Origin of the sequence: Methyloterricola oryzae, assembly GCF_000934725.1 — a bacterium.
GTDB classification, from domain to species: Bacteria; Pseudomonadota; Gammaproteobacteria; order Methylococcales; family Methylococcaceae; genus Methyloterricola; species Methyloterricola oryzae.
In genome coordinates, this window is record NZ_JYNS01000001.1 from 93,781 (window position 1) to 120,397 (window position 26,617).

The 26,617-nt window shown below is 64.3% G+C and carries 17 protein-coding genes and 1 tRNA gene; 11 read left to right on the top strand and 7 right to left on the bottom strand.

All coding sequences use genetic code 11. From position 1 onward, the window contains the following. The first annotated feature begins 25 nt into the window (after positions 1 to 25). The 8 genes from EK23_RS00375 to EK23_RS00410 all read left to right on the top strand — a co-directional run bounded on the left by EK23_RS00375 (position 26) and on the right by EK23_RS00410 (position 10,087). Positions 26 to 949, top strand: a complete 924-nt coding sequence (locus EK23_RS00375; RefSeq protein WP_045223307.1) for a hypothetical protein — start codon at positions 26 to 28, stop codon at positions 947 to 949. A 136-nt stretch (positions 950 to 1,085) separates the two neighbouring features. After that, complete coding sequence (gene guaB, locus EK23_RS00380; protein WP_045223308.1) at positions 1,086 to 2,549, top strand: IMP dehydrogenase; 1,464 nt, start codon at positions 1,086 to 1,088, stop codon at positions 2,547 to 2,549. A gap of 18 nt (positions 2,550 to 2,567) precedes the next feature. After that, complete coding sequence (gene guaA / locus EK23_RS00385) at positions 2,568 to 4,154, top strand: glutamine-hydrolyzing GMP synthase (protein ID WP_045223309.1); 1,587 nt, start codon at positions 2,568 to 2,570, stop codon at positions 4,152 to 4,154. A gap of 65 nt (positions 4,155 to 4,219) precedes the next feature. Further along, positions 4,220 to 6,940 (top strand): ATP-binding protein, encoded by a 2,721-nt coding sequence (locus EK23_RS21360; RefSeq protein ID WP_052807756.1) that lies wholly within the window; start codon positions 4,220 to 4,222, stop codon positions 6,938 to 6,940. A gap of 3 nt (positions 6,941 to 6,943) precedes the next feature. Continuing rightward, positions 6,944 to 7,321 (top strand): response regulator, encoded by a 378-nt coding sequence (locus EK23_RS00395; protein ID WP_045223310.1) that lies wholly within the window; start codon positions 6,944 to 6,946, stop codon positions 7,319 to 7,321. Then, complete coding sequence (locus tag EK23_RS00400; protein WP_045223311.1) at positions 7,302 to 9,461, top strand: EAL domain-containing response regulator; 2,160 nt, start codon at positions 7,302 to 7,304, stop codon at positions 9,459 to 9,461. The genes EK23_RS00395 and EK23_RS00400 overlap by 20 nt, the downstream gene beginning before the upstream one ends. Before the next feature lie 4 nt (positions 9,462 to 9,465). Continuing rightward, positions 9,466 to 9,912, top strand: a complete 447-nt coding sequence (gene tadA / locus EK23_RS00405) for a tRNA adenosine(34) deaminase TadA (RefSeq protein WP_200892084.1) — start codon at positions 9,466 to 9,468, stop codon at positions 9,910 to 9,912. Between the two features lie 82 nt (positions 9,913 to 9,994). Further along, a tRNA-Ser gene (locus tag EK23_RS00410) sits at positions 9,995 to 10,087 on the top strand. A gap of 207 nt (positions 10,088 to 10,294) precedes the next feature. Here the strand turns inward: EK23_RS00410 and EK23_RS00415 are convergent. Further along, a complete protein-coding gene (locus tag EK23_RS00415) occupies positions 10,295 to 10,750 on the bottom strand; it encodes a hypothetical protein (RefSeq protein ID WP_045223313.1) in 456 nt (151 codons plus the stop codon). Between the two features lie 220 nt (positions 10,751 to 10,970). Next, positions 10,971 to 11,825, bottom strand: coding sequence for a HEAT repeat domain-containing protein (locus EK23_RS00420; protein WP_145998515.1), 855 nt, complete (start codon positions 11,823 to 11,825; stop codon positions 10,971 to 10,973). Between the two features lie 347 nt (positions 11,826 to 12,172). Between EK23_RS00420 and EK23_RS00425 the strand changes: the two genes are divergently transcribed. Then, positions 12,173 to 13,267 carry a helix-turn-helix transcriptional regulator gene (locus EK23_RS00425; protein WP_045223315.1) on the top strand — a complete coding sequence of 365 codons (1,095 nt, stop codon included), beginning with the start codon at positions 12,173 to 12,175 and terminating at the stop codon, positions 13,265 to 13,267. A gap of 722 nt (positions 13,268 to 13,989) precedes the next feature. On the opposite strand, the gene EK23_RS00435 is transcribed toward EK23_RS00425, so the two are convergent. From EK23_RS00435 to EK23_RS00445, 3 genes are all read right to left on the bottom strand, one after another. Further along, positions 13,990 to 14,160 (bottom strand): c-type cytochrome, encoded by a 171-nt coding sequence (locus EK23_RS00435; RefSeq protein ID WP_235281865.1) that lies wholly within the window; start codon positions 14,158 to 14,160, stop codon positions 13,990 to 13,992. A 185-nt stretch (positions 14,161 to 14,345) separates the two neighbouring features. Then, the gene (locus EK23_RS00440) at positions 14,346 to 14,900 is read right to left on the bottom strand and encodes a ubiquitin-conjugating enzyme family protein (protein WP_045223317.1); all 555 of its coding nucleotides are present in this window, start codon (positions 14,898 to 14,900) and stop codon (positions 14,346 to 14,348) included. Between the two features lie 325 nt (positions 14,901 to 15,225). Then, entirely contained in the window at positions 15,226 to 18,345 is a 3,120-nt protein-coding gene (locus EK23_RS00445) for a chemotaxis protein CheB (RefSeq protein ID WP_082053833.1), read from the bottom strand. Positions 18,346 to 18,649: 304 nt separating this feature from the next. Here EK23_RS00445 and EK23_RS21365 point away from each other — a divergent pair, with 304 nt between their 5' ends. Then, complete coding sequence (locus tag EK23_RS21365; protein ID WP_052807758.1) at positions 18,650 to 22,255, top strand: PAS domain-containing hybrid sensor histidine kinase/response regulator; 3,606 nt, start codon at positions 18,650 to 18,652, stop codon at positions 22,253 to 22,255. A 109-nt stretch (positions 22,256 to 22,364) separates the two neighbouring features. Next, complete coding sequence (locus EK23_RS00455; RefSeq protein WP_045223318.1) at positions 22,365 to 23,102, top strand: flagellar brake protein; 738 nt, start codon at positions 22,365 to 22,367, stop codon at positions 23,100 to 23,102. 52 nt (positions 23,103 to 23,154) lie between these two features. Here the strand turns inward: EK23_RS00455 and EK23_RS00460 are convergent, their stop codons facing one another. Continuing rightward, positions 23,155 to 25,488 (bottom strand): PAS domain S-box protein, encoded by a 2,334-nt coding sequence (locus EK23_RS00460; RefSeq protein WP_045223319.1) that lies wholly within the window; start codon positions 25,486 to 25,488, stop codon positions 23,155 to 23,157. A 2-nt stretch (positions 25,489 to 25,490) separates the two neighbouring features. Beyond that, on the bottom strand, positions 25,491 to 26,279 hold the full coding sequence (locus tag EK23_RS00465) for an oxygen-binding di-iron domain-containing protein (protein ID WP_045223888.1): 789 nt from the start codon (positions 26,277 to 26,279) through the stop codon (positions 25,491 to 25,493). Between the last annotated feature and the right edge of the window lie 338 nt (positions 26,280 to 26,617).

Genomic DNA, 26,617 nt, shown 5'->3' on the forward strand with positions numbered 1-26,617 from the left:
CAAAGCCAACCAACGAGGACTGCCCATGTGGAATTTCAGCCTGCTGGCCGCCACACGCTCCATCGAAACCTCCATGCCCTTCGTGCTGTACCGCTTCATGGTCTACCTGGGCATCAGCCTGGCCCTGCTGTTCGGAACATTGGCCGGCGCCGGAACGCTTATCGCGTTTTCCTCGTTCTCGGCCAAACCCACCGCACTTGCCAGCGTGGGTGCGGTCCTGGGGTTCGCCGGACTGGCTTACCTGCTTTATAAGTTCCGCGGCAGCGCCCTGTTCAATGCCCAGGCCGGCACCCTGGCCCTGCTGGTGGAGCAGACACGGGTGGCCAAACTCCCGGAAGGCAAGGCTCAGATCGAATTCGCCAAGAAAGCTGCCGCGGAACGCTTCACGCCATCCAGTTTCGTGCAGGTGGGTTCCGCACTGGGCCAGGCGCTGCAAGCCCTGCCAACACCGCCCTGCCCCATGCTGGAGCGAACCGGCAACCCCACACTCACCCAGGCAGGGAAATGGCTGTCGGGCTTTTTATCCCGGCTATGCGGGCCGGCCATCATGGCCCTCAACTTCGCCGATGCGGCGGCGGCCAATCCCTGGAGGTCCGCCGAACGTGGCCTGGTCATCCACGCTGCCCACAGCGAAGCCCTGCTGAAATACCGCCTCTACGGCCTGCTGTTCGAACTGGCCAGCCTGGCCGCCGCCTTCGTGCTCATGCTGTATCCGGTCAATTACTTCATCTCGCTGTTGCCGGTGGACGTGGGCTTCTGGCGCTATGTTTTTGCCCTGGCCTTCGCCGGCACGCTGGAAGGTGCTTTCTTCAACCCCATCGTTACCGCCGCCATGGCCCAACTCTACCTGGCCCAGGACAAGAACCTGGGCCAGGATGTCAGCACTCAAGTCGCGGCCCTGGCTGAACACAACGAGGCCATCCGCCTCATTCACGAGAAAGCCGATTGAGCCGGCTTTCCCATAGCTTTCAAACCCTTGATCCATGTCTGGCGGCCATCACCGGGCCGCCGGCTTAGCATTGCAATTTACAGGGGACACACAAAAAACGTAGAATTACAAGATTTTAAGTAGGCAGGAATGAATCATGCGCATAGATCAAGAAGCCCTTACCTTTGACGATGTCCTCCTGATTCCTGCCTATTCCGACATCCTTCCGCGCGACGTCAGCCTCAAGACCCAGCTCACCCGCAAGATCAACCTGAACGTCCCGCTGGTGTCCGCCGCCATGGACACCGTAACGGAAGGCCGCCTGGCCATTGCCATGGCCCAGGAAGGCGGCATCGGCATCATCCACAAGAACATGACCGCGGAGCGCCAGGCTTACGAAGTGAGCATGGTGAAGAAATTCGAAAGCGGCGTGATCAAAGACCCCATCACCGTCCCGCCCGATGTCAGCATCCGCGACGTCATGAGCCTGACCCGCGCGCGCAGCATCTCCGGCGTGCCGGTGGTGGACAAGGGCGAACTGGTGGGCATCGTCACCAGCCGCGACCTGCGCTTCGAAACCCGTTTGGACGAACCCGTCACCAAGGTCATGACACCCAAGGACAGGCTGGTCACGGTGCGCGAGGGCGCCAGCCAGGCCGAGGCCATTCACCTGCTGCACAAGCACCGCATCGAGAAGGTGCTGGTGGTGAACGAGCGCTTCGAACTGCGCGGCATGATCACCGTCAAGGACATCCAGAAGGCCAAGGACTATCCGCAAGCCTGCAAGGACGAATTCGAGCGACTGCGCGTGGGCGCCGGCGTCGGCACCGGGTCCGGCACCGAGGAGCGGGTCGCGGCCCTGGCCGAGGCCGGCGTGGACGTGGTGGTGGTGGACACCGCCCACGGCCATTCCCAGGGCGTGCTGGACCGGGTGAACTGGATCAAGCGCAACTTCCCGCACATCCAGGTCATCGGCGGCAACATCGCCACCGCCGACGCCGCCAGGGCCTTGGTGGAAGCTGGCGCTGACGCGGTCAAAGTGGGCATCGGCCCGGGTTCGATCTGCACCACGCGCATCGTCGCCGGCGTCGGCGTGCCGCAGATCTCCGCCGTGGCCAACGTAGCCGAGGCCCTGCGGGAGTCCGGCGTGCCGCTCATCGCCGACGGCGGCGTGCGTTATTCCGGCGACATCGCCAAGGCCCTGGCCGCGGGCGCCTACTCGGTCATGCTGGGCGGCCTGTTCGCCGGCACCGAGGAGGCCCCCGGTGAGGTGGAGCTCTACCAGGGCCGCTCCTATAAGTCCTACCGCGGCATGGGCTCCCTGGGCGCGATGTCGCAGCAGCAGGGTTCCAGCGACCGTTATTTCCAGGACAGCACCGACGCCGAAAAGCTGGTGCCGGAAGGCATCGAAGGGCGCGTGCCCTACAAAGGCAGCATGGTCGCCATCGTCCACCAACTGGTGGGCGGCATCCGCGCCGCCATGGGCTACACCGGCAACGGCACCATCGAGGACATGCGCTGCCGCGCCCGCTTCGTGCGCATCACCTCCGCCGGCATCAAGGAAAGCCATGTGCATGACGTGGCCATCACCAAGGAAGCGCCGAATTACCGGCTCGACTAACCCAGCCAGACCAACCCCATGACCACACCCGCGGGCGATATCCACAGCCACAAGATCCTCATCCTGGATTTCGGCTCCCAGTACACCCAGTTGATCGCCCGCCGCGTGCGGGAAGTGGGCGTGTACTGCGAAATCCATCCCTGGGACTGCGACGAGGCCTTCATACGCGGCTTCGCGGCCCGCGGCATCATCCTCTCCGGCGGCCCCGAGACCGTCACCGCCAGCGACACACCGCGCGCTCCCCAATGCGTGTTCGAGTTGGGAGTTCCGGTGCTGGGCATCTGCTATGGCATGCAAACCATGGCGGAACAACTGGGCGGCAAGGTGGAAGGCGCCGATCACCGGGAGTTCGGCTATGCCCAGGTGCGCGCCCGCGGCCATTCCGCCCTGCTGCGGCACATCGAGGACCACACCACCCCGGAAGGTTTCGGCATCCTGGACGTGTGGATGAGCCACGGCGACCAGGTCACCACCCTGCCCCCCGGATTCAAGCTGATCGCCGGCACCGACAGCGCCCCCATCGCCGGCATCGCCGACGAGGACCGCCGCTTCTACGGCCTGCAATTCCATCCCGAGGTGACCCACACCCGGCAAGGCACCCGCATCATCGAGCGCTTCGTGCGCGCCATCTGCGATTGCGACGCCCTGTGGACCCCGTTCAATATCATCAGCGATAGCATCGCCCACGTGCGCCAGCTGGTCGGCCGCGAGCAGGTCATCCTGGGGCTCTCGGGCGGCGTGGACTCCTCCGTGGTGGCGGCGCTCCTGCACGAGGCCATCGGCGACCAGCTCACCTGCGTGTTCGTGGACACCGGCCTGCTGCGCCTGCACGAGGGCGATCAGGTGATGGCGACTTTTGCCGAGCACATGGGGGTCCACGTTATCCGGGTCAACGCGGAAGAGCGATTCCTCTCCGCCCTGGAGGGCGTGGCCGACCCGGAGCAGAAGCGCAAGATCATCGGCGCCCTGTTCGTGGAAATCTTCGATGAGGAAGCCGGCAAGCTCACCGACGCCCGCTGGCTGGCCCAGGGCACCATCTACCCGGACGTGATCGAGTCCGCCGGCTCCAAGACCGGCAAGGCGCACGTGATCAAGTCCCATCACAACGTGGGCGGCCTGCCCGCGGACATGAAGCTCAAGCTAATCGAACCCCTGCGCGAACTGTTCAAGGACGAGGTGCGGGCCATCGGCCTGGAACTGGGCCTGCCCTCGGAAATGGTGCACCGGCACCCCTTCCCCGGCCCCGGCCTGGGGGTGCGCATCCTGGGCGAAGTGCGCAAGGAATACGCCGACCTGCTGCGCCGCGCCGACGCCATCTTCATCGAGGAACTCTACCGCCACGGCCTGTACGAGAAGACCAGCCAGGCCTTCGCGGTGTTCCTGCCGGTACGCTCCGTGGGCGTAATGGGCGATGGCCGCCGCTACGACTATGTCGTGGCCCTGCGGGCCGTGGAAACCGTGGATTTCATGACGGCGCACTGGGCCCACCTGCCCTATGCCTTCCTGGATCTGGTGTCGCGGCGCATCATCAACGAAATACCCGGCATCTCCCGCGTCACCTACGATATCTCAGGCAAACCCCCCGCCACCATCGAGTGGGAATGAGTTTCTGACCCCAGGGAGCGGGCCAGGGCGCCGGCTCCTCCAACAGCCGACCGGGAGGATCCAGCATGGCAAAGCGGCGCAGGGCACGACTGATACTGGGTCTGATCTTGCAGCTTGCCGCTGCCCCGGTGGCGGGCCTGGAACTCAGCTCTGAAGAGCGCGCCTGGCTGACCGATCATCCCCATATCCGGGTGGCCCTGTCCCCCGACTACCAGCCAATTTCCTTCGTCGACGAGCACGGCCAGCCCGGCGGTATGGTGGCGGACTACCTGCAGCGCGTGCAGGACGAGCTCGGACTGGAATTCCAATGGGTCGTGCCAGGACCCAAGCAGCAGCAGAGCAACGATCCCAAAATCAAGGGCGTGGACATGGTCTCCGTGTTCGCCGACACGCCCGAGCGGCGCGAGCACTGGCTGTTCACCGAGCCCTTCCTGGAATTCCCCCTGTACGTGATCGTCCGTGACGGCCACGCAGCCATGCGCGACCTGCGTGCCCTGAAAGGGAAACCTGTGGCCGTCGTCGCCGGCTACGCCGCCCAGGAACTCGTGGTCAGCCGGTATCCCGGCGCCCGCCTCGAACAGGTGCCCGATACCCGCAGCGGACTGCAACGCCTGGCCTTCGGGGCTTACGAGGCCTTCGTCTCGGATCTGCCTACCGCCAGTTGGTGGCTCAATCGGGAAGGCTTGAGCGACCTGCGCATTGCCGGCGACACCGGGTTGAAGTACCGGCTGGGCATGGCCGTCCGGGGCGACTGGCCGCAGTTTCATGGAATCCTGGCCAAGGCCCTGGCGAAAATTGATCCGGCCGAACGGCAGGCGATCTACAACCGCTGGGTACAAGCGCCCCCGCAGCCTGATCCCTCGCTCTGGCGCGCCCTGCAGATCGCCCTGGCCGTCTCAGCCTTCATTGCGCTGGGGTTGCTGGCCATGTTCCTGTGGAACCGATCCCTGCAGCGCCAGGTCGCCGAGCGAACCCAGGATCTGCACGACCTGTTCCAGCGCATGGAGCGCTATCATGCCGCCATCGTCGCCATGGCCTCCCGCAACAAGGGCGGTGCCGCGGCCTTGAGCGACGCCCTGCAAGGCATCTCGGCCATCGCCGCCGAGGCCCTGGGCGCCAGCCGGGTTAGCATCTGGCTGCTGCGCAACGAAGGCAGGACGCTGGAATGCGCCGAGCTCTATCAGGCCGACACGGGGGCCCACTCACGCGGCGCCCTGCTGCAAAGCGAGGACTACCCCCGTTACTTCGAGGCACTCACCTCCGCCCGCGCCATACCTGCCGAGAGCGCTGCCGACGACCCGCGCACCAGCGAATTCCGCGACGGCTACCTGCGCGAAACCGGCGTGGTCTCCATGCTGGACGCGGCAATCCGTCTGGGCGGGCAGACCAAGGGCGTACTCTGCATCGAGCAGACGAAAGCGACGCGCCGCTGGAGCCAGGACGAAATCAGCTTCGCCGGGGAGGTCGCCGATCAGGTGGCGCAGGCCTATGCCCACGCCGTCCTGGCGCGCCACCGGGATCAGTTGGAACAACTGGTGGACGAGCGCACCGGCGACCTGCAGCGGGCCAACACGGAACTGCGTGAGGAGATTGACACCCGTGCCCGCATCGAAGCAGAGCTGCGGGTCAGTGAGCAGCGCTTCCGCTCCTTGGTGCAGATGGCCCCCAGCGTGATCCTGGGGCTGTCCCCGGAAGGGCATATCCTCGAATTCAATCCGGAGGCCGAGCGGGTCTTCGGCCGCCATCGGGAGGCCGTCATGGACCTCGATTTCGCCTCGCTGTTCGTGCCCGTGGACTGGCGCCAGCCCTTGAAGGATCGCATGCGGGACATGCTGGACGGCCAGCCGGCGAGGGAATACGAAATGCCCGTGATCGACGCCGAAGGTAAGCTAAGGCTGTTCGCCTGGGCGTCGGAGCGCATGATCGGACCTGACGGCCAGGCCTTAGGGCTAGTCAGCGTGGGTAGCGACATCACCCGACGCAAGGAAGTCGAACGCGAATTGCTGCATGCCAAGGAGGCCGCCGAATCCGCCGACCGCATCAAGTCCATGTTCGTGGCCTCCATGTCCCACGAACTGCGCACGCCGCTCAACTCCATCATCGGATTCACCGACGTGGTGCTGCAAGGCCTATCCGGGGAGCTCAACGAGAAACAGAAAGACCAATTGGGCCGAGCCTATCGCTCCGCCAAACACCTGCTGACCCTCATCAGCGATGTGATCGACATTTCCAAGATCGAGGCGGGCTATGTAGAGACCTTCTGCGAACCCTTCGAAATCGGCAAAGTGCTTGAAGAAGCCGCGGCCTCCGTGCATCATCAGGCGGCGCAGAAAGGGCTGGCCTTGCATGTGGAGTCTTGCCCCAACATGAGCGTGGTGGCGGACCGCAAGCGCTTCTACCAGTGCGTGCTGAACCTGGTGAGCAACGCGGTCAAATACAGCGAGCGGGGCCGCGTGGAAATCGGCGCGGAGCCCTGTGAAGAAGGCGTGCGGGTGTGGGTGCGCGACACCGGCATCGGCATCGATGCCGCCGGGTTGACCCGGATCTTCCAGCCTTTCGAGCGCATCAACTCGCGCCTCAAGATCAATACGCCAGGGACCGGGCTCGGCCTCTACCTGACGCGCAAAATCATGCGCGAACTGCTGCACGGCGACGTGGGCGTGGAAAGCGAGCCGGAACGGGGCAGCACCTTCAGCCTTTGGCTGCCGCTGTGCCCGCCGCAACCGGCATCCGTCCAGGCGCCGGCGGAGCAGCCCAGCGTGCCGACTCCGCAGCAAGAGGGTTGAGAGATGGCGACTGCCTTGGTCATTGAAGACAACGAGGACAACCTGGAGTTGATCCGTTTCATCCTGGAATGCGCCGGCTATCAGGTCCAGCATGCGCCTACCGGACTGGAGGGTGTGCGCCATGCGCTGACCATCCCGCCGGACTTCATCCTCCTGGACATTCAACTGCCCGACATCGAGGGCACCGAAGTACTGCGCCGAATCCGGGAAAAAGAGGCAGGCAAGAGCGTACCCATCATCGCGGTCACCTCCTATGCCATGTCCGGCGACCGGGAGAACCTGATCGCCGCCGGATGCAACGGGTACATCGAGAAGCCCATCGATCCGCGCACCGTCATACAGCAAATCCGCGAGGTCCTGGATGGACACCCCACCGCCTGACATCCTCATTGCTGAAGACGACGAGAACTCGCGGGAATTGCTCGTGGCGGCCCTGGGTTCCGCGGGCTATGCCGTGCGCAGCGCGGGCAACGGCTATCGCGCCCTGGAACTGGCCCGTGAACGGACGCCGGACCTGATCATCTCGGACATCCTGATGCCCAAGATGGACGGCTACGCGCTCTGTCGGGCGCTCAAACAGGATGCGGCCCTGGCCCAGGTGCCGGTGGTTTTCTACACCGCAACTTACACCGAGCCGCGCGACCAGGCGCTTGCCTTCTCGGTGGGCGCAACGCGCTATCTGACCAAGCCGATGGAAATGGGCCGCCTGATGCAAGCGCTGGAGGACGTGCTGCACGATTCGTCCAAGGGCAAGACTGCAGGCGGGACGCCGGCGCCGCGCGAGGCCTTCGAGGCCATGCATGGCGAGAGGCTCCAAGCCAAGCTGAGCAAGAAGCTGGAGGAGCTGGAGGAAAAGGGCCGACAGCTGGAGGAAAGCGAACAGCGCTTCCGCGATTACGCGGAATCCGTGGCGGACTGGTTCTGGGAAGCCGACGCGCACCTGCGCATCGTATTGGCCGGCGGGGGACCCTGCGGTCTGACATCCACCACGCTGACCGACCTGCTCCTGCGCGCCACCGACGCAGGTTTCTCCGACGAGACCTACGTTCAGGCCCTCAGGGATCTCAATCAGCGCCACGCTTTTCGCGATCTGGTGGTGGATTTCACCGACCAGCAGGGCCACGTGCTCAGCCTGCGCCTCTCGGGCAAGCCCATCTTCGACCACGTCGGCAACTTCAAGGGCTACCGGGGTGTCGGCCGCGATGTGAGCGAGACCGTCTCCCTCAACCGGCGCATCGAGTTCCTTGCCAGCCATGATGAGTTGACCGGGCTCCCCAACCGGACCCTGTTCCGCGAGCGGCTGGCGCAGGCCATCGGCCAGGCGCAAGATGACGAACGGGTGATGGTCTGCGCCATCGATCTGGACAACTTCAAGCTGATCAACGACACCTTGGGACATGATGCCGGAGACACCCTGCTCAAGGAAGCTGTCACACGGATAACCAGTTGCACCCGGCCCGGCGACACCCTGGCGCGCATCGCCGGCGACGAATTCATGTTGCTGATGACTGGCTCCGATCCCCTGGACGCCCATTTGCTGGCGCAGGACATCCTGCGTGCCTTCGAGGCGCCGGTGCTGCTGTCGGAGCGCAAGGTGTTCGCCTCCGTCAGCATGGGCATCAGCGTCTATCCCCAGGACACGAGCGACGCGCTAGCCCTCCTCACCTACGCCGACATGGCCATGTGCCGCGCCAAGGAAAAAGGACGTGGCGCTTGCGAATACTACACCGGCGAACTGAACAGCTCGGCCCAGGAATGGCTGAGCATCGAGTCAGGACTGCGGCGTGCCCTGGAGCACGAAGAACTATTCATGGTCTACCAGCCGCAGGTCGACCTGGCCAGCGAGGAACTGGTGGGACTCGAAGCCCTGCTGCGCTGGCGTCACCCGGAACTGGGGCTGATCCCACCCGATCGCTTCATCCCCGTCGCTGAGCGCTTCGGGTTGATCATCCCGCTGACCGAATGGGTGCTGAACACCGTCTGCCGCCAGATCCAACTCTGGGATGGCGAGGGCGTGCAGGTGCCTCGGGTATCCGTCAACATCTCCGCGCACCACATCAAGAACGCCGGCATCTGCGAGGATCTCAGCCGGGCGCTGACCGCCTACGGCATAACGCCGCAGCGCCTGTGCGTCGAGATCACCGAACATACTTTGCTGGAGAGCGTGGAATCCACCCACGACAGCCTCGACCGACTGAGAAGCCAGGGCATCCCCCTTTCACTGGACGATTTCGGACTCGGATATTCCTCCCTGGGCTACCTCAAGCGCTTTCCTGCCAGCGAGTTGAAGATCGACCGCAGCTTCGTGGACGGCGTCGCCCTGCAGGAAGACGACCGCGCCATCTGCCGGGCGGTCATCGCCCTGGGACATGCCTTCGGCATGCGGGTCGTGGCCGAAGGCATCGAGGATCAATGGCAGCAGGAGGCGCTGCTGCAGGAGGGATGCGACCTGGCGCAGGGCTATTTGTTCGCGCGCCCCATGGAAGACGCGCAATTGCGCGAGTGGCTGGAAGGACGCTAGGCGCTTGGACGACGCAGACTGGATGCGCCACGCCATGGCTCTGGCCAGCCGGGCGGAGTCCTTTGGCGAGGTGCCGGTTGGCGCCGTGCTGGTCAAGGACGATGCCATCCTCAGCGAAGGCTGGAATTGCCCCATCGCGCGCAACGATCCCAGCGCCCATGCGGAGATGGTCGCCCTGCGCGGCGGAGGTCAGGTTCTGCAGAACTACCGGTTGCTGGACACCACGCTGTATGTGACCCTGGAACCCTGCGTCATGTGCATGGGCGCCATCGTTCACGCCCGCGTCAAACGGCTGGTTTTCGGGGCGCTCGACCCCAAGCGCGGCGCGGTTGTCAGCGCGCTGCAACTGGCGGATGTGGATTTTCTCAACCACCGCGTGGAAGTCACCGGCGAGGTGCTCGCGGCGGAATGTTCGGAACAGCTCAAAACCTTTTTCAAGCGCCGGCGCTGAGCGGAAGACCTGATCGAACGCGCTCGTTCCCGAAGTTCATGCAATGCCGGCGACGCTTTGCTATGATAATGGGCCTGCCTCCGGAGAGGTACCGAAGTGGCCATAACGGCGCCGACTCGAAATCGGATGGGGGACTAACATCCCCACGTGGGTTCGAATCCCACCCTCTCCGCCAAATCAATCGCTTATCTTACCGCTAACGCAAGCCTTGCCGGTTAAGGCCGCCCGCGTCAGTCTTCGACCTATCCGAAATCGCCGGATTCTGCTGGAGCACTATGACCGAACGCGTGAAGTCAGCCAGGCAATACGGACCCCAAGCCTCTCTGTGAGTATGCGCCGCTCCCCGGGCAGGCCGGGTCGCGGCGCGAGGGTCCGCGAGGCTTTACTGGTTCTGCAGTTGAAGCCTGGCGGACGCCAATATGCCGCCCGCGGCATTGCGGCAGTCGTAGTTGGCTACGTAGCTCTCGGCAATCAAATTACCGGAATGCCACACGTACATGTAGTACTGGCCCGGTCCTCTGATCAGGTTGACTTGGCCACTGGGAATCGACAACGGAAATACGTTTTCCGCATCCGTGGCAACCGCGGACAACCCGGGCGGCGTCGTATCGAAGAACGCCAGATTAACATTCGTGCCGTTATTCCCGTATCCCACGTCCAGGATGCCCCCGGTGATCCGGCTGGTTCCCAGCGGACAGGTCACCCGGTAGACATCGGCGGCATCGGCGAACGCGGCGAGAGTGCCCGCGACGGCGACTGCGTGAGCGGCGGGTGCGGCGGCCAGGCCGCCCATGACGGCTGCGATGGCGACGGTGCTCTTCAGGATTGCATTGTTCATGATGTATACTCCCAGTTGCATTGAAGGACGAACAAGAAACAGCCGAGGGAACTTGGCTTGCCCTCGGGGCAGGTTTCGGTGACCTGCCAGTCACCGTCTGCCGTTGCCGTCGGCAGAGGAGAACGGGTGCTGCGGTGATGCAACACCGCGCATGCCCTTTCCCCTAACTCCATTGCGTCGCCTTGCCCCTGGCAAAGGCGACGGCTTGTCTCGGGCCCGACTAGGGGCTTTCAGTTGATGCAAGGCCAAGTGACTTGACCATTTCCTCCGCCTGCGACCGGACTGTCTGGTCGGGGTCGTTCAGGGCTTCCCGGACCAGATGCCCGTCCTCCGTGCCAGGCGACAGTGATGCCAAGGCCATCAAGCGCACCCCGGCATCGGGGTCATGCAAGGCCTCATGGACGTATCTGGAGCCGTCAGGAAGGTTGGCAAGGGCTTGCATCGCCATCATGCGTACTTGCGGATCCCCGTCGTTGGTGGCGGTTTCAAGCGCCGCGCGCACCTCGTCTTCACCCGCCTTGCCGTCTTCGAACAAGCGCGCCATCGCCTGAACCCGCTCCTCGGAACTGCCCGAACGCAATCGCTCCAGCGTCGTCGCTTTTTCCTCTCCGTTCATTGGCTTGACATCCACGGTTGCGGGCCCTGCCGGATTGCTTTCCGGCCCGATTTCCCTGGCGGTGCTGAGGGCGCGTAGTCCAGCGCTCCCTGAACTGTCTTTTCCGAGCACCCAGACGTCCTCCGGCAACGCCGAGGAAGGCTTGGCCTTGGTCTCTCCGTAGCGGAAGAACAGATTGGCTCCGCTGCCGAGGATTTCGCGCAGCGCCGCTTCCGCCCCCAAGCCCTGAAACGACACGCTCGCCTTTTGATCGAGCGGAGTTTCGGCATGGAAACGGATGCCCGTCTTGTCGCTGATGAGCTTCAGCAGATCATCTTGGCGCATGTCCTGAGCCTTCACGCTCAAGTTGCCGTCGATGACCTGCACCGACGCCTCCTCCTTGGCCGACACCGGCATCAGCCCCAGCAACATAAGACTTGCACTTATTACGAGATGGCGTTGTAGATCGAATCGTTTCATGGACAGCCCCCAATGGCAGGTGAATTCCTTCGGGTTCCGGCGGCCGCTTTCGCTGCGTGGGTTGCCGGATGTGGGGTCAGATTACCGGAGCAGGAAGTGAAAACAATCGTAAGTTTTTGTAAATTTTTGACTGATGCCCTACCGCTCAACAGGCATTCTCCCTGCCAAGCCGACATGCGGTGTCGGAATTCGACTGGGGGATCAATGATGGCAAACAGAGCATTGGCTATTGCGGAACCGGCTTTGGCCCGATCCAGCGGAACGCAAGCACGAGGTGCGAATCGGGAGTTATCTTATTGCGCGCACAATATATCGGCGAGCCGCCAAGCGCGCGCAGGAGGTGGCCAATGAGTCCCGGCGTGGCCGCAGACCGGCAGGAAATCAGCTACTTCAGACAGATCAGTAACATGGGGCTGCCGTTTTGCATCGTGCTGCCCGACTTGTTCGAGTCGCTGCGGCGAATGCTGCCGTTTGCTTCCGGCGCCTTCATGGAGTTCGAGCCGGATCTCTTGCCCCATTATCAATATGTCGACTGGCAAAACGGCAAGTGCCTCGCGGATACCGGCGACTGGCTCCCGCTCCTGCGCGAAGCCAACCCCGACGCCATCAAGGCCTTAGATCAGGCCGCGACAACGTTGCCGTCACACCCCTCTCGGGGCAGCGGCGAACCCCTCCGGCTGGATGGTTGTGAACCCGAGGGGCATGCCGCCAGCCGCACGCTCGCCCTCAAACTGAGCTCATCCGATAGCAGTGGCCGCTCGGCCCTGCTGGTTCTCAGGCGAGACGCGCAGGACCAGGCATTCGACCCGGGCCATCTGAAGCGACTGCAAGAACTGGCACCATTATTATCCCGCGCCATGGTGGCCCCAGCCGAGGACAGCGGCTCCTGGGTCGAAAGCGGGGATCAGGTCATGGTGATCCTGAATGAAGAAGGCAACGTCGGGCATATCAGCGCGCGCGGCGCGCAGTTCATCCAGTACGCCCTGGATCGCCGATGGGCTCCGGGCCGCCATTGGACCCCTTTGGATCCGGACTCCTTGGGCGAAACGCTGATGACTTATCTCCGACCCGGGCGGGGCGCACCGATCGAATCACCCGCCGATGCGGACGATGACCGGCGCTGGTCAAACCGCTGGGGACGCTTTGGACTCCGCAGCAACCGCCTGGAATCCCTGGGGAGGGACGGCAAGCCGAGTTTTGCGGTAACGGTGACTCGTCATGTGCCGCTTCAGCTCAAGCTGGCCAAAACGCTGCGGCGCTTTCCCCTGTCCAGCAAGGAATCGGCGGTCTGCCTGAAGATCGCCTTGGGCCGCTCGTTCAAGGAAATCGCCCACGAAATGCGCCTGAGCATGAGCACCGTGGTGGCCCACAGCCAGGCCATATACAACAAGTTGGGAATCGCAGGCCGCAACGAACTGCTAACGTCGCTCTATCGGCATTGAAAAGAAGGCAGAGCGCGATCAAGGCCATGCCGGCCGCGCCCGAATTCAAGCGGGCTCAAGGGACGATCCCTGCAGATACGTCAGCCTTCGCGTTTGAGGGAGAGAGGCTCCCGCACGAAGCGCTGTCTGATCTATCTGCGGCAAACGGAGATAGTGGAAATACGCCTTAGCGGCGTCTAGCCACCCGACTCCGCCGAGGGCTGCAGACTGACCTCATAGCCGGTCACAGCCCAGCCTCTCACCCAGTTCTGATGTTGGGCCATCTGGGCGGCTGTCTCCTTCGCGTCCGTCTGGTTCCACGACCTGACTCGGCGGCAAACCCGTCTGCCATTGAAATTGATCAGGGTAACAGTGTAAGTATTCATCTGAGGATCACGGCTGCTCATGACACGATCTCTAGTTGCGTCATAGTGTGGACAGAATTAGCGAGGGTAGGTTCCGGTGCAGGCACTCGCAGCACCTACCTTCGATTACAGCGGCACCAGCGGGAAAACGTTAAGCGATATCCGGGGCCCGGCCCGTCGGCTTCCGATTCGCCAAAGGTTACAAAGGAGGAATAGCTGCGAGCTTTGATCGCGAACCACGACCGTCACGCGGTCAAAATGCTTGACCATGGGGGCACCTGCAATTTGCGATCATCCCGCTGATTGGATCGCGATCAGCTTCGCACGCCGGTCCCGAGGTTCTCAGTGCTTCGCCGAATCCAAGGTTGCCCCCCGGCGCTACCAGACCACATAAGACTGGATCGCCGTCATCTTCGGATCGTCCAAGGCCAGGGGCTGTCCCTGGAGCGGATTGCGGATGCACCAGTTGATCATCTCCGCGAGCACCGCCACCTTGCCCAACTGCTTCTGGAACTTGGGATAGGTTTCCGGGTGGGTTATTGGCGGCATTGGGGTGGCATTGGGCGCAGACCACGCCGTTGATGCCCAATTCGGGGCTGATCCAAAGGCTCCGGCCCTGCTGCGACACGCTGGGAAGGATGGCGTGCCGTGGTTCCCGAAGCCGGGACGCTGTGAGAAAGCGGGAGATAGGCGCGCCGCTGCAAGCGGCGCCGGCGGACTGGCGTGCCGGGCGGCTAGAGGCCGCCGCCGATAGCTGAAAAGCTGTGCGCCGCGTCCGGTCCGACCCCCGCCAGACCATCGCTGGGAAACACCGAGGGCAACAGGGATCGCGCGGTCTGATACCATTCCGCGGCGGCATCATTGACGACAGTCCCAAGGCTCAGCGCGCCCTCGTCGAAGGCCAGTATCTTGAACACGCGGCAAGCCAGGTTGTCCAGATGGCAGCCAGCGGACCAATCCAGACCAAAGTGAAGACGCCCCTGCGGGTCCACCAATGGATTGAAGACCCGAGTCTTGACCTCCACCCGGGGCGGCACAAAAGGATACAGCGCCCCCAGCACCAGACTGGCATGCACCTCGGAAAGCGCGCTGCGCGGGAAATTGGCATCCTCCGCCGTCCACACCTCCATCTTGAGATCGATGCATGCGACTGGTTCGCCGGACATGCGCATCACGCGTATCCGCCGGCCGGAACGCTGCTCCAGCGCCCGCAGTCGCGAAAGCTCTTCTTCCCGGCGGTTGGTATGGCAGACCATGGCAGCTTCCTCGTACGAGCTGTTGTTTTGCATTGCTGACAATCCGGTGGTCATTGGATGCCTGGAATACAGGCGAGGTAAACGCCCGGCTGAACCGGGGCGTCAGGCGGGATGAGGCAGGATTGGTGCCAAACGGCGGGGACTGAGAAATCCCGGCTGTCCCGGGGCTTGGCGGGGATGCCGGAGGCCCGGGCTGTGGGAAGATGGTGGAAACGCCCCAATCGCTGGTTGAAGGCAACCAGGCGCATGAACGCGGCCGGGCGAGATCAGGCGTGGCCGCCGTCCGATGTCTTCACTCCTGCCCCCCCGCAGAGGGGATGGAAGCGGATTTGTGTCGACGGTTACCGCAGATCGAGCCTTATTTTTCCTGGCGAACGCGTTCGATGAAGGCCGCGGCCAAGCGGGCGAAGGATTCCATCAGTTGCAGCTCGTGGTCGGCGAAGCGGCGGGGCTCGGCGAAATGCGCCGACAGCATGCCGACCGCGGCTCCGCCGATCCCCCTCAGCGGCACGGACACCACGGAGCGGAACCCTGCCTTGCGGGCAATTTCCCGAAAGGACGCAAAGGCCACGTCCAGTTCCACATCCTCGATGATCACCCGCTCGCCGTTGCGCAAGGCGCGCCCGCAGGCGGTGTCGTGTGCGGCCGAGACCTCCCGGAAGAATTCCAGGAAATCCTGCTCGAAGCCCCGCTGGGCGACGATATGGAGGCTTTCCGTGTCGCCGGAAAGCAGCTGCAGATTGCCCCGGGGAGCACCCAAGGAAGTCAGCAGGGCGTCCAGCAAGGCGTCCAACCCCGCCTGCAGGCCGGGCGCCTGCCACAGGACGACGCTGAGGTCGCGGAACCGAGCCAGGGCGCTGGCTTCCTGCGCCAGACGCGCCCGGGTCTCATCCAATTCCTGCTCGACGCGCCGGATGTCGCTGATGTCGATGAAGGTGATGACCACACCATCGATGAGGTTCTCCAGGGTCCGGTAAGGCATGATGCGCACCCGGAACCAACGACCGTCGTGGCTGCCCACCTGTTTCTCGCGGAAAATCAGGCTGCGCAGCACTTCCTGGGCGTCTTCCTTGAGCGCCGGGTACTTGAGCTCCGAAGCAACGTCGGTGAGGGGGCGGCCGATGTCGCCGGGAATCAGCTTGAACAGGAACGTGGCGTGGGATGTGAAACGGCGCAGCTTCAAGGCGCTGTCGAGGAAGATGGTGGCGATCTCGGTGCTGTTGAGCAGATTGGTCATGTCGTTGCGCACGCCGGACAGCTCGTCCACCTTGGACTGCAGCTCGGCGTTGACGGTCTGCAGTTCCTCGTTGAGGGACTGCAGTTCTTCCTTGGAGGTGGTCAGCTCCTCGTTGGTGGACTGCAGTTCCTCGTTGGTGGATTGCAGTTCTTCGTTGGCCGACTTGTATTCCTCCACCGAGGTCTGCATCTCCTCGTGGGCCACCCGCAGCGCCTCGCGGGTCTGCTGCAGTTCCGCCTCCAGGATGTCGGGCGTTTCGCCGAGCTTGCGCCGCCCGCCGCGCCGCGGCAACGCGGGGACTTCGCGGAACACCACCAGCACCCGCCCGCGCAGCAGTTCAGGATCCGTCAATCCCTGGATGATCACGTCCACAATCTGGGTGCCATCGTTGCTGCCGACACGCAAGCCGTTGAGACGTATCGGTTCGGGGTGGCGCTGGGCATTGCGGATGGCGCCGGTCAGCGCCTCGCGCAGGCCCTCCCGGGCCATGGCGTGGATGTTGACATTCACCTTGCCCGCCGCCGGCTCCAGGTATTTGCCCGTGCGTCCGCTGAAGTACAGGATGTCTCCATCGCCGTTGACCAGCACGGCGGGCGGGGCGAAATTCTGCTGGACCAACTGGTCCGTCAGGTATTCCAGGGTATCGCGCAGGCCGGCCGGCTCCGCCGACCCGCCGGGCACCGCCTCCACCGGACCGCGGGCGGGAAAGTCCAGTCGCGTCACCGGCGAAGCCTGTTCCATGCGCCGGAACACCCGGAACTTGCCGTCCAGCGGCTCGAACAAGTCATTGAAATTGCCCACGGTCTCCGCACTGCCCAGCACCAGCAGCCCGTCCCGGTTCAGGGCGTAATGGAACAGGGGCAGCAGCTTGCGCTGCAGGTTGGCGCCGAAGTAGATCAGCAGGTTCCGGCAGCTCAGGATGTCCAGCTTGGTGAAAGGTGGGTCGGCGATGATGTTCTGCGGCGCGAACACCACCATGTCGCGGATGTCCTTGCCGATGAAGTAGCCGCCGTTCTCGTCCGCCACGAAAAAGCGCTTGAGGCGCTCGGCCGTGACGTCACTGGAGATGTTCTCGGGGAAATGGCCCCGGCGCGCCCGGTCGATGGCGTCCTGGTCGATGTCGGTGGCATAGATCTGCAGCGAGTAGCGCCCGCCGGGATCGGCTTTCTCCAGGGCCTCCCTGAACACGATGGCCAGGGAGTATGCCTCCTCCCCGCTGGAACAGGCCGGCACCCAGGCCCTCAGGGTGGCGCCGGAACCGTAATGCTTGAACAGGGTGGGCAGGGCGCGGTCGCGCAATTGGTCCCAGACGCCCGGATCGCGAAAGAAACTGGTGACCCCGATCAAGAGCTCCTTGAACAGCAGATCCAGTTCCTTGGGATTCTCCCGCAGGTAGCCCACATAGGCCGCGATTCCGCTCAACTGATGCAGGGCGGTGCGACGCTCGATGCGGCGGTACAGGGTACTGGTCTTGTACTCGGAAAAGTCGCAGCCGCAGCGATCGCGCAGCAGCACGATGATCTTGGCCAGGGCGCTCTGCGTGGCCGGCGCCACCTGCAGTTCCCCGGCCGGCAGCCGCTGTGGGCGGTTGAGAATGGCGGCGATGCGCGCCGGCAGTTCCTGGGCGCAGTCGATGATATCCACCAGCCCGGCCTCGATGACGCTCTGCGGCATGCTTGGCGAGCGCGCCTCGGCAGGGTCCTGGGCCAGGGTCAACCCGCCCCGCTCCTTGATGCTGCGCAGGCCCAGCAATCCGTCCGAGCCCATGCCGGAGAGGATCACGCCTATGGCCCGCTCCTGAAGGTCTTCCGCCAGGGTGCGGAGGAAGAAATCGATGGGCAGGCGCAAGGGCTGGGACGGCGTGGGCTCCAGCAGGAGCAAGGTGCCGTGCAGCAAGGACAACTCACGATCCGGCGGGGTCACGTAGACATGCCCCGGCTTGACTCGCGTGCGATTGCGCGCCTCGCCCACCGGCAAGCGGGAGGCTCGCCCGAGCAACTCGGGCAGCATGCTCGGCCGGCGCGGATCCAGATGCTGGATGACCACGAAGGCGATCCCGCAGTTCTCCGGCACCTTGCTGAAGAAGCGTTCCAGGGCTTCCAGGCCACCGGCCGAACAGCCAATGCCGACGATGGGAAAATCGTCGCCGGCGGCGTATGCCATGACGCCATTCGCGGCGGCCGCGAGGCCGGATTGGGCCTGACGCGGCTTTGTGCGTCTGGGATTGGATGGCTCGGCCATGTCGGGTTCCGGGTGAGCGACTGAGAAAGCGCGTACCATACGCCATCCGGACTGGATGCGGTAGCGGCTGCCAACCATCGGGCAAGCAATAGAAGACGGCGCGCGGCCATCAAGAAAGAGTTCAGGAACCAGGACCAGCGCTGTTCAAGCCGTTTCGCGTACTATAGGGGTATCAAGTGCGCGATGTTATACTGATTTTTAGTATTTCATGACTTTGCGCTCAGCTGCCTGCCACCCGGATGCGCGCGCCGCTGGTTTACTGGATTGCCTTGCATACTCGACGATCAGTCCGGAGGAAATGCCCATGGCCGTGGACGACAAGAAGAGCCGCACGCCGGAAGCGTCGCCCGCCGCAGCAACCAACACCCGGGACGCAGCCGGACGCTCCCGCCGCCGGCCGCCTGAAGCCGATACGACCCGCGAGGAACTGCAGCGCGCCCTGGCCGAACTGCAGGTGCACCAGCACGAACTGGAACTGCAGAACGAGGAACTGCGCAGCATCCAGCAAAATCTGGAAGCCGCCCGCGAGCGCTATCAGGACCTGTTCGAAGTGGCGCCGGTGGGCTATATCACCTTGTCGGACACCGGCGTCATTCAGGAAGTGAACCTCACCGCCGCGGCCCTTCTGGACCGCCCCCGGGCTTTCCTGGAAGGGCGGCCTTTCTTCAGCTGCGTCGATCCCGACCACAGCGCGCTTTACCGGGAGCATTTCAGCCAGCACCGCAAAGGCCTGGGCACGCGCAGCCTGGAGCTGCGCCTGATCAAAGGCGATGGCCAGCGGTTCTGGGCGCGCCTGATTCTGCGGCGCGCTCAGGACAAGGAAGGCCGGCCGGACTTCAGGGTGATGCTCAGCGACATCAGTGATCTGCACAACGCCGAACAGGCCTTTCGTGACACCCAACTGGACCTGCAGCGGGCCCAGGAGATGGCCAGGATCGGCGTATGGCGCATAACCGATCGCGGCAACGTGATCCTCTGCTCCGACGAGACCTACCGCATCCTGGGCATCCCCAAAGGCGCCGACGTGAACCAGGCCATGCTGCTGGCCCAGGTCCATCCGGACGAGCGCGAATGGGTGGCCGAGTGCCGATCCCGAGCCCTGTGCGGCAAGCCCTATGACATCGAGCACCGCCTGCTGGTGGAAGGCCGCACGGTTTGGGTCCGGGAAAAGGCCGAGCCACGGGTGGGTGACAGCCGGCGGCGGCCGGACGTGTTCGGCACGCTCCAGGACATCAGCGACATCAAGGCCATCGAGCAGTCCCTGCGCGACGCCCACGGGCAATTGCAGGAGAGCGAAGCACGCTACCGCGCAGTCGTCGAATCCCAGACCGAGATGATCGCGCGCTTTCGCGCGGACGGCACCGTGACCTACGCCAATCCGGCATTTTGCAGGACTTTCGGCCAGAGCGCGGAGGCCCTGCTCGGCCGCCGCTGGCAGCCGCTGGTGGCGGAGGATGACGTAGCGGCGGTGGAGGCGCAATTGGCCGCCCTCTCACCCGCAAACCCGATCGTCCGCGTGGAAAATCGCTTTTACGACGGCGAGCGCGCTATCCGCTGGGGTCAGTTCGTCAATCTGGGCTTTTTCGATCCGGACGGCGCGCTGTCTGAATTCCAATGCGTCGGCCGCGACATCACCGAGCAAAAGCACTACGAGGCCGCCCTGCGGGACAGCGAGGCCAAGTTTTCCGCGGCCTTCATGGAATGCCCCATGGGCATGGCCATCATGCGGCTGCGCGACAACCGCTGCATCGAAGTGAACCGCAGCATGCTGGAGACCTTCGAATTGCAGCCGGAGGAGGTCATCGACAGCACATCGGAGGACCTTAAGCTCTGGGAGGACCGCGCACTAAGGGCAGATATCTTCGAGCGCCTCCAGCGCGAGGGCACCGTGCGCAATGTGGAGGCCAGCTTCACCCTGCGCCGCAGCGGCCGCAAGCGCATCATGATGGGCTCGGTGCATCGCCTTCAACTGGTCAATGAACCCCATGCCCTGGTGATCGCCAACGACGTGACCGAGAAGCACGAGACTGAGACCAGCCTGCGCTCCCTGCAGGCCGAGTTGCAGATGATCCTGGATACCCTACCGGCGCATATCTTCTACAAAGACACGCAGGGCCGGCTGTTGCGGGTCAACCGGACGGTGGCCGAAGCCTGGGGCTTGCCCAAGTCTCAGGTCGAGGGCCACCTAATGTCCGAGCTCTTTCCCGAGAAGGCCGCGGCCTTCCGCGAGGCCGACGAAGCCGTGATCGCATCCGGCGAGCCAATCTTGGGCCGTGAAGATTTCCTTGAACTGCCCTCCGGCAGCGCGCGCTGGCTGCGCACCGATCTGATACCGCTCAAGAACAGCGGGGAACAGGTCACCGGCCTGCTGGTCATGGCTCGGGACATCACCGAGCGCAAGCTGACGGAGCAGGAGTTGCAACGCAATCGCGACGATCTGGCCCGCGCCCAGACGGTGGGCAAGATCGGCAACTGGCGCCTGGACGGGCGGACCGGAGCATTGATCTGGTCCGCCCAGACCTACCGCATGTTCGGCATCGTGCCGGGCACGCCCATGGACTACGCGGGCCTCCTGACGCTGCTGCCCCCGGAGGACGCCGACCGGCTGGACCAGGCCTGGCTGCAGGCACTCGCCCATCGTGGCTGCTATGTCACCGAGTACCGGGTCGAAGTCGACGGCGAATGGTATTGGCTCAAGGAAACGGGCGAGCTGGAATTCGATGCCGACGGGGAATTCCTCGACGCCTTCGGCACGGTGCAGGACATCAGCGATCTGAAAGCCGCGGAGGAGGCGCTGCGCCGGGAAGACCGGCTCAAGGACGAATTCCTCGCCACCCTCGCCCACGAATTGCGCAACCCCCTCGCGCCCCTGCGCAACGGCATCCGCGTGCTGAAGATGGCGGGCGACGATGAGGACAAGCGCCGGGAGGTGCTGGCGCTGATGGAGCCCCAGTTGCTGCACATGGTTCGGCTGCTGGACGATCTGCTCGATATGAGCCGCATCCGTCAGGGGCGTATCGAACTGCACACCGAGACCGCCGACCTGAGGCGGATCATCAAGGGCGTGGTGGACGCCGGCCGAAGCCTGGTGGAAGAGGCCGGCCACCAGTTGAACCTGGAACTGCCCGCCCAGCCCGTCCCCATCAGCGGCGACGCGGTGCGCCTGGCCCAGGTGCTTGCCAACCTGCTCAACAACGCCGCGAAGTATACCCCTCGGGGCGGACGCATCGATCTGCGGCTCGCGGTGGAGCGCGGTGACGCCGTGGTGCGGGTGCGCGACAGCGGCATCGGCATCCCCAAGGACATGCTCGAAAGAGTCTTCGATTTGTTCACCCAGGTGGACCAGACCTATCAGCGTGGCACCGGTGGGCTGGGCATCGGCCTGAATCTGGCAAAGCGTCTGGTGGAGAAACACGGGGGCCGCATCGAGGCCTTGAGCGGCGGCAAAGGGAACGGGTCCGAATTCGTGGTGACACTGCCCCTTGCGACAGGCAGCGAGGCGGCACCGGAAGCGCCGCCCCTGCCCCTCGCGCCCGCCGGTGAGCTGCGCCGCCACCGCGTGCTGGTGGTGGACGACAATGCCAGCATCGTGGACAGCCTCAGGCTGCTGCTGGAACTGCTCGGCCAGGACGTCCGCTGCGCCCACAGCGGCGAGGAAGCCCTGCACCAGTTTCCTTCCTACCGGCCAGAGCTGGTCCTGCTGGACATCGGCATGCCCGGATTGAGCGGCTACGATACCTGCCGGCGCATGCGCACCTTGCCCTGGGGACGCGGCGCGACCATCGTGGCCATGACCGGCTGGGCCCAGGAGCGGGACGTGCACAATTCCCGGCTGGCTGGCTTCAACCGCCATCTGGTCAAGCCGGTGGAGCCCGAAATCCTGGAGCAGCTCCTGGCGGCCTTACCTTGAGGTTCGGCGGCGGCGCCCGCCACTTGGAAATCGCCGGAAACGGCATATGCTTTTCGGGGTGAACGCCGGCGCGTAACACGCCAACCAGCCCGGAGCGAAGCCAAGGACCATGACCGAGCCCTCCCCCGCCGACCCGCTCGCCGCCTTCACCCTGACCAGCGCGGCCAACATCCTGGAAAAGCTGCAGACCCTGCAGCGGAACGGAACCCTGCTGAGCATCGGCTGGGACGACTCAGGCGCCAGCGTCACCTCCACCCTCATCAAACTGCTTCCGCAAAAAGGCCTGATGGCCCTGGAAACCCCGCAACAGATGCCGGCACAACTGTGCGAGGCCGCTCTGCTGTCGTTTTCCGCCTCGGTGCAGGGAGCCGACGTGCGCTTCACCTGCGCGCGCCTGCGGGAAGCCACCCTCGACGGCCAGGACGTGCTGGCGGCGCCGATTCCCGCGGCCATGATCTGGGTCCAGCGCCGCGAGAACTACCGGATCTCGCTGCCGCGCGCCGCACCGGTGCTGTGCCGGGTTCCCCTGCCCAACGACGAGATCGCTGAATTCGAAGTGCTGAACATCAGCCTGCTGGGCCTGGCCTTGCTGGACAAATCCGGGCGTCTGGATTACTGGGGGCGCGTCGGGCAGGTGTTCGGCAACTGCGCGCTGCTCATCGACGGCCTGCGCGAGGAACGCGTTTCCCTGGAAATCCGCAACAAGCGCAACACCGCCCGCAGTCAGGGCCGCAGCGCGGTGACGCGGGTCGGCTTCGCTTTCCGGGACATGAGCCGCAGTTTCGCCAGGCAGTTGCAGCGCTATGTGGCGGCGCTGGAGCGGGAACGGGCGCGCCGGGATGCCTGACGCCGCCGGAACCTGGCCCCGCCAGGCAAAACCAGGCCCGACCCGGCGGGCATCAGCTCGCGTCCTGGCCCATCAGCCCCTTCTCATCCTCTGTCAGCGCGGCCCATAGCTCCCGCTTGCTGTGGATGCGGTAGCGGTTGCGGCCGGAGCGCTTGGCTTCGTACATGGCCGAATCCGCATGCTTGATCAGTTCCTGGGAATCCTCGGAACCGTCGCCGGGGTAGATGGCGACGCCGATGCTGGCGGTGACCCGCAGCACATGACCCTTCACCTCGATGGATTGCTCCAGGGCACCGATGATCTTCTCTGCGGCCAGGGCCGCCCTGCCCAAGTCGATGTTCTCCAGGACGATGATGAACTCGTCCCCGCCCTGGCGGCACACGGTGTCGCCGCGGCGTACGCAGGCCAGCAGCCGCAGCGCCACCGCCACCAGCAACTGGTCGCCAGTCTCGTGGCCGAAGTTATCGTTGACCTGCTTGAAATCATCCAGATCCAGGAACAGCAGCGCCATGGACCAGCCATGCCGCTTGGCCTGGGCCAGTGAATGTTCCAGCCGGTCCAGCAGCAGGCGGCGGTTGGGCAGGTCGGTCAGGGTGTCGTAGAAGGCCAGCCGGTGAATCTGCTGTTCCGCCTTCTTGCGCTCGGTGATGTCGCGCGCCGCGGCGAATACCCCGCACAGCTCGCCGCGCTCGTCCCGGTACACATTGGCGTTGTAGAGCACGTCCCGGGTCATTCCGTTGCGATGGCGGATGGTCAGCGGATAATCACGCACGCTGCCCCGTTCCAACACCTGGCGGTAGCCGGCCTGGGCCATGTCGGGCTCGGTGAAGTAATTGACGAACTCGGTGCCGATCAATTCCCTGCGGGTCAGGCCGGTGATGTCCTCGGAGGCCTGGTTAACATCGGTGATCCTGCCTTCGGGACTGATGGTGACCAAGGGATCCAGACTGGCTTCGATCAGGCTGCGGGCATAGCGTGCCGCTGCCTGCTGGGCCTGTTGGGCGCGCCGCAGCTCGGAAATGTCCTGGATCGCCGAGACCGCACCGACGATCTCGCCGTCACGGATGATGGGCGTGACCACGATGGAAACCGGGATGCAGGTTCCATCCTTGCGCCAGAACCACTCTTCATGGCTGCGGTGGGCCAGGCCGCTCCGCAACACCTGGTGCACCGGACAGGCCTCCACCGGATAGGGCTCGCCGTCCGCTTTGCGGGAATGGAACAAATCATGGCCATTCCTGCCGATCAGTTCCTCCACGGTCCACCCCAGAAGCCGCTCCAGTTCCGGATTGACGAAGGAGATGCGGCCCGCCACGTCGAGCACGTAAACCCCTTCGCCCAGGGTGGCGGTGATCTCCTGCAAGCGCGCCTCGCTGCGTGACAGCGCCTCCTCGGTGCGCTTGCGGTGCAGGGCCAGGCTGCAAAAATGGGCCGCCCGGCTCGCCGCCAGCAGATCGAAGGAAGACGGTACATGGGGCGCGCGGTGGTAGATGGCGAAGGTGCCGAGCACGGTGCCATTGGCCGACAGAATCGGCGTGGACCAGCAGGCATGCAGGCCATGGCTGAGCGCGATGTCCTTGAAAGGGGCCCACAAGGGATCGCTGGCGATGTCCGCGACGACGATCTGGCGGCTGCAGAAGGCGGCGGTGCCGCAGGAGCCTACCTGGGGTCCGATCTCGACACCGTCGATGACGGCGCAATAGGCCTCCGGCAGGCTCGGCGCCGCGCCGTGGCGCAGCCGGCGACCCTCGTCGTCGAGCAGCAGGATGGAACAGAGCGATCCGTCCAGCAATTCCTCGATGCCATGACACAAGGTCTCCATGATGATGGGCAGGGTCAGGTCGCTGCTGATGGAGGCCAGGATCTGGTTCTCCAGCTTCAGCAGGCGCCGGTTGCCACGCTGCTCGGTGACGTCCCGGCCCGCCAGGACCAGGGTTTTGCCATCATGCGAATCCAGCACGCTCCACTCGGCGAACACCAGCCGGGTGCCGGCGCTCCCCCCTACGGTGAAATCCGCGGTACCGTCGGTCCAGGCCCGTCGGAAGCGGAACAGGGCCTGCCTCCGCTCGTCGGCCGGCAGCCAGCGCAGGGCACGGGTGCCGATGATCCTTTCGCAGGAGACGCCCAGCAGGCGGGCGGTGGATTCGTTGGCCAGCACGAAGCGGCCGCGCCGGTCGACCACCGCGATGGGGTCGGGGGCGACCGCCAGCACCCGGTCGAGAAAGGCCCGCGAGGCTTTCAACTCGGCCCTGGCGCTCTTGAGCTGCTGCACCGAATCGCCCCAGATCTGTCGCAGGCGCTCCGCCTGACGCAGGCCTTCGGCCAGCAGCCGATTTTTTCGCTCCAGCTCCTCGACCTTACGCTCCAGATCCTGCGTGTCGCCCATGTTCAGTCGTCCAGGGCGGCGTAGACGATATCCGTGCCGCAGCGGATTTCACGCAGATAATCCAGGGCGGCCGGCACATCGCCGGCCTGGATGATGGACCCGTGCTGGGGCAGGATGGCATCGATGGCCAGATCCTCGATTCGCTTGACAAAGCCCCGCGCCGCCAGATTGGAGCCCATGTAATCCAGATGGAACAAATCCATCTTGGGGATATGTTCAGCGAAGGACGGCACCGTCAGACTCCAATCCAGATCCAGGGCCGCCCAGATGTCCCCGGAGAACAGGAAACGGGCGGCACTGTCGTAGGTGGCGAAGGCGCCAGGGGAATGCAGGTAGGGCGCGTCGATAAACTGCAGGCAGGCGCCGCTGGGCAGATCCAGACGAGGGTTCTCGGCGGTGTCGTGGACCTGGAAATCCCTGCGGCCGAAATGCGGCAGCAGCACCCGGGTCCTGGGACTGGTGCACACCCGCATTTCCGGATTGACGTCCAGCCAATCCGTCATGGAGGCCGCCACGTCCGGATCCTGGTGGCACAGGACCATGCCGCTGACCTGTTCCGGGGACAGTATCTGCGCGACCCGCTCCCGCACTTGGGAAAAGAACAGTTTGCTGCCGGGATCGATCAGGATGGCCTCGTCGCCGTCGCATACCATATAGGCATTGCAGCGAAACGCCGTTTCGTCGGTGATCCCCAGCCAGAACACCCGGTGGCTGCCTGAAGAAAACAGCAGGGTCGGATGGTCCAAGGAAACCCTTGGACCCGCGCCGCTGTTGAGTGTCGCTTCTTGCATGCCCATAAATGCGCTTTGAGCGGGTCGGAAGGCGGGAACCAGGCCGGCTCCTTCTGCCTGTGCCCTCGGGATATCAAGCCGTCAAATCCTTTGCCGTAGTATACGCCCGCTGTAACCCCCTACCTATCCGCAAATCCCCTGATCCCACATCTAAATATTTCCGGGCCTTGGACGCCCCGCGGCGATCCGGTAGCCGGCACGCGCGCGCCGAGGGATTACGGACTACACAATTATGCGTATAGCCTGCCCTTACAAGCGCATGTTAGCTTTGCGTGGGGAGTAAATCCGAAACCCCCTGGCGGCTCCTGCGCGCCCCTGCACCAGACCGGATCTGGTTG

Coding starts and splice junctions, on each gene's coding strand:
- EK23_RS00375 (WP_045223307.1), top strand. CDS start 26: ATGTGGAATTTCAGCCTGCTGGCCGCCACACGCTCCATCGAAACCTCC.
- guaB (WP_045223308.1), top strand. CDS start 1,086: ATGCGCATAGATCAAGAAGCCCTTACCTTTGACGATGTCCTCCTGATT.
- guaA (WP_045223309.1), top strand. CDS start 2,568: ATGACCACACCCGCGGGCGATATCCACAGCCACAAGATCCTCATCCTG.
- EK23_RS21360 (WP_052807756.1), top strand. CDS start 4,220: ATGGCAAAGCGGCGCAGGGCACGACTGATACTGGGTCTGATCTTGCAG.
- EK23_RS00395 (WP_045223310.1), top strand. CDS start 6,944: ATGGCGACTGCCTTGGTCATTGAAGACAACGAGGACAACCTGGAGTTG.
- EK23_RS00400 (WP_045223311.1), top strand. CDS start 7,302: ATGGACACCCCACCGCCTGACATCCTCATTGCTGAAGACGACGAGAAC.
- EK23_RS00415 (WP_045223313.1), bottom strand. CDS start 10,750: ATGAACAATGCAATCCTGAAGAGCACCGTCGCCATCGCAGCCGTCATG.
- EK23_RS00420 (WP_145998515.1), bottom strand. CDS start 11,825: ATGAAACGATTCGATCTACAACGCCATCTCGTAATAAGTGCAAGTCTT.
- EK23_RS00425 (WP_045223315.1), top strand. CDS start 12,173: ATGAGTCCCGGCGTGGCCGCAGACCGGCAGGAAATCAGCTACTTCAGA.
- EK23_RS00435 (WP_235281865.1), bottom strand. CDS start 14,160: ATGCCGCCAATAACCCACCCGGAAACCTATCCCAAGTTCCAGAAGCAG.
- EK23_RS00440 (WP_045223317.1), bottom strand. CDS start 14,900: ATGCAAAACAACAGCTCGTACGAGGAAGCTGCCATGGTCTGCCATACC.
- EK23_RS00445 (WP_082053833.1), bottom strand. CDS start 18,345: ATGGCCGAGCCATCCAATCCCAGACGCACAAAGCCGCGTCAGGCCCAA.
- EK23_RS21365 (WP_052807758.1), top strand. CDS start 18,650: ATGGCCGTGGACGACAAGAAGAGCCGCACGCCGGAAGCGTCGCCCGCC.
- EK23_RS00455 (WP_045223318.1), top strand. CDS start 22,365: ATGACCGAGCCCTCCCCCGCCGACCCGCTCGCCGCCTTCACCCTGACC.
- EK23_RS00460 (WP_045223319.1), bottom strand. CDS start 25,488: ATGGGCGACACGCAGGATCTGGAGCGTAAGGTCGAGGAGCTGGAGCGA.
- EK23_RS00465 (WP_045223888.1), bottom strand. CDS start 26,279: ATGCAAGAAGCGACACTCAACAGCGGCGCGGGTCCAAGGGTTTCCTTG.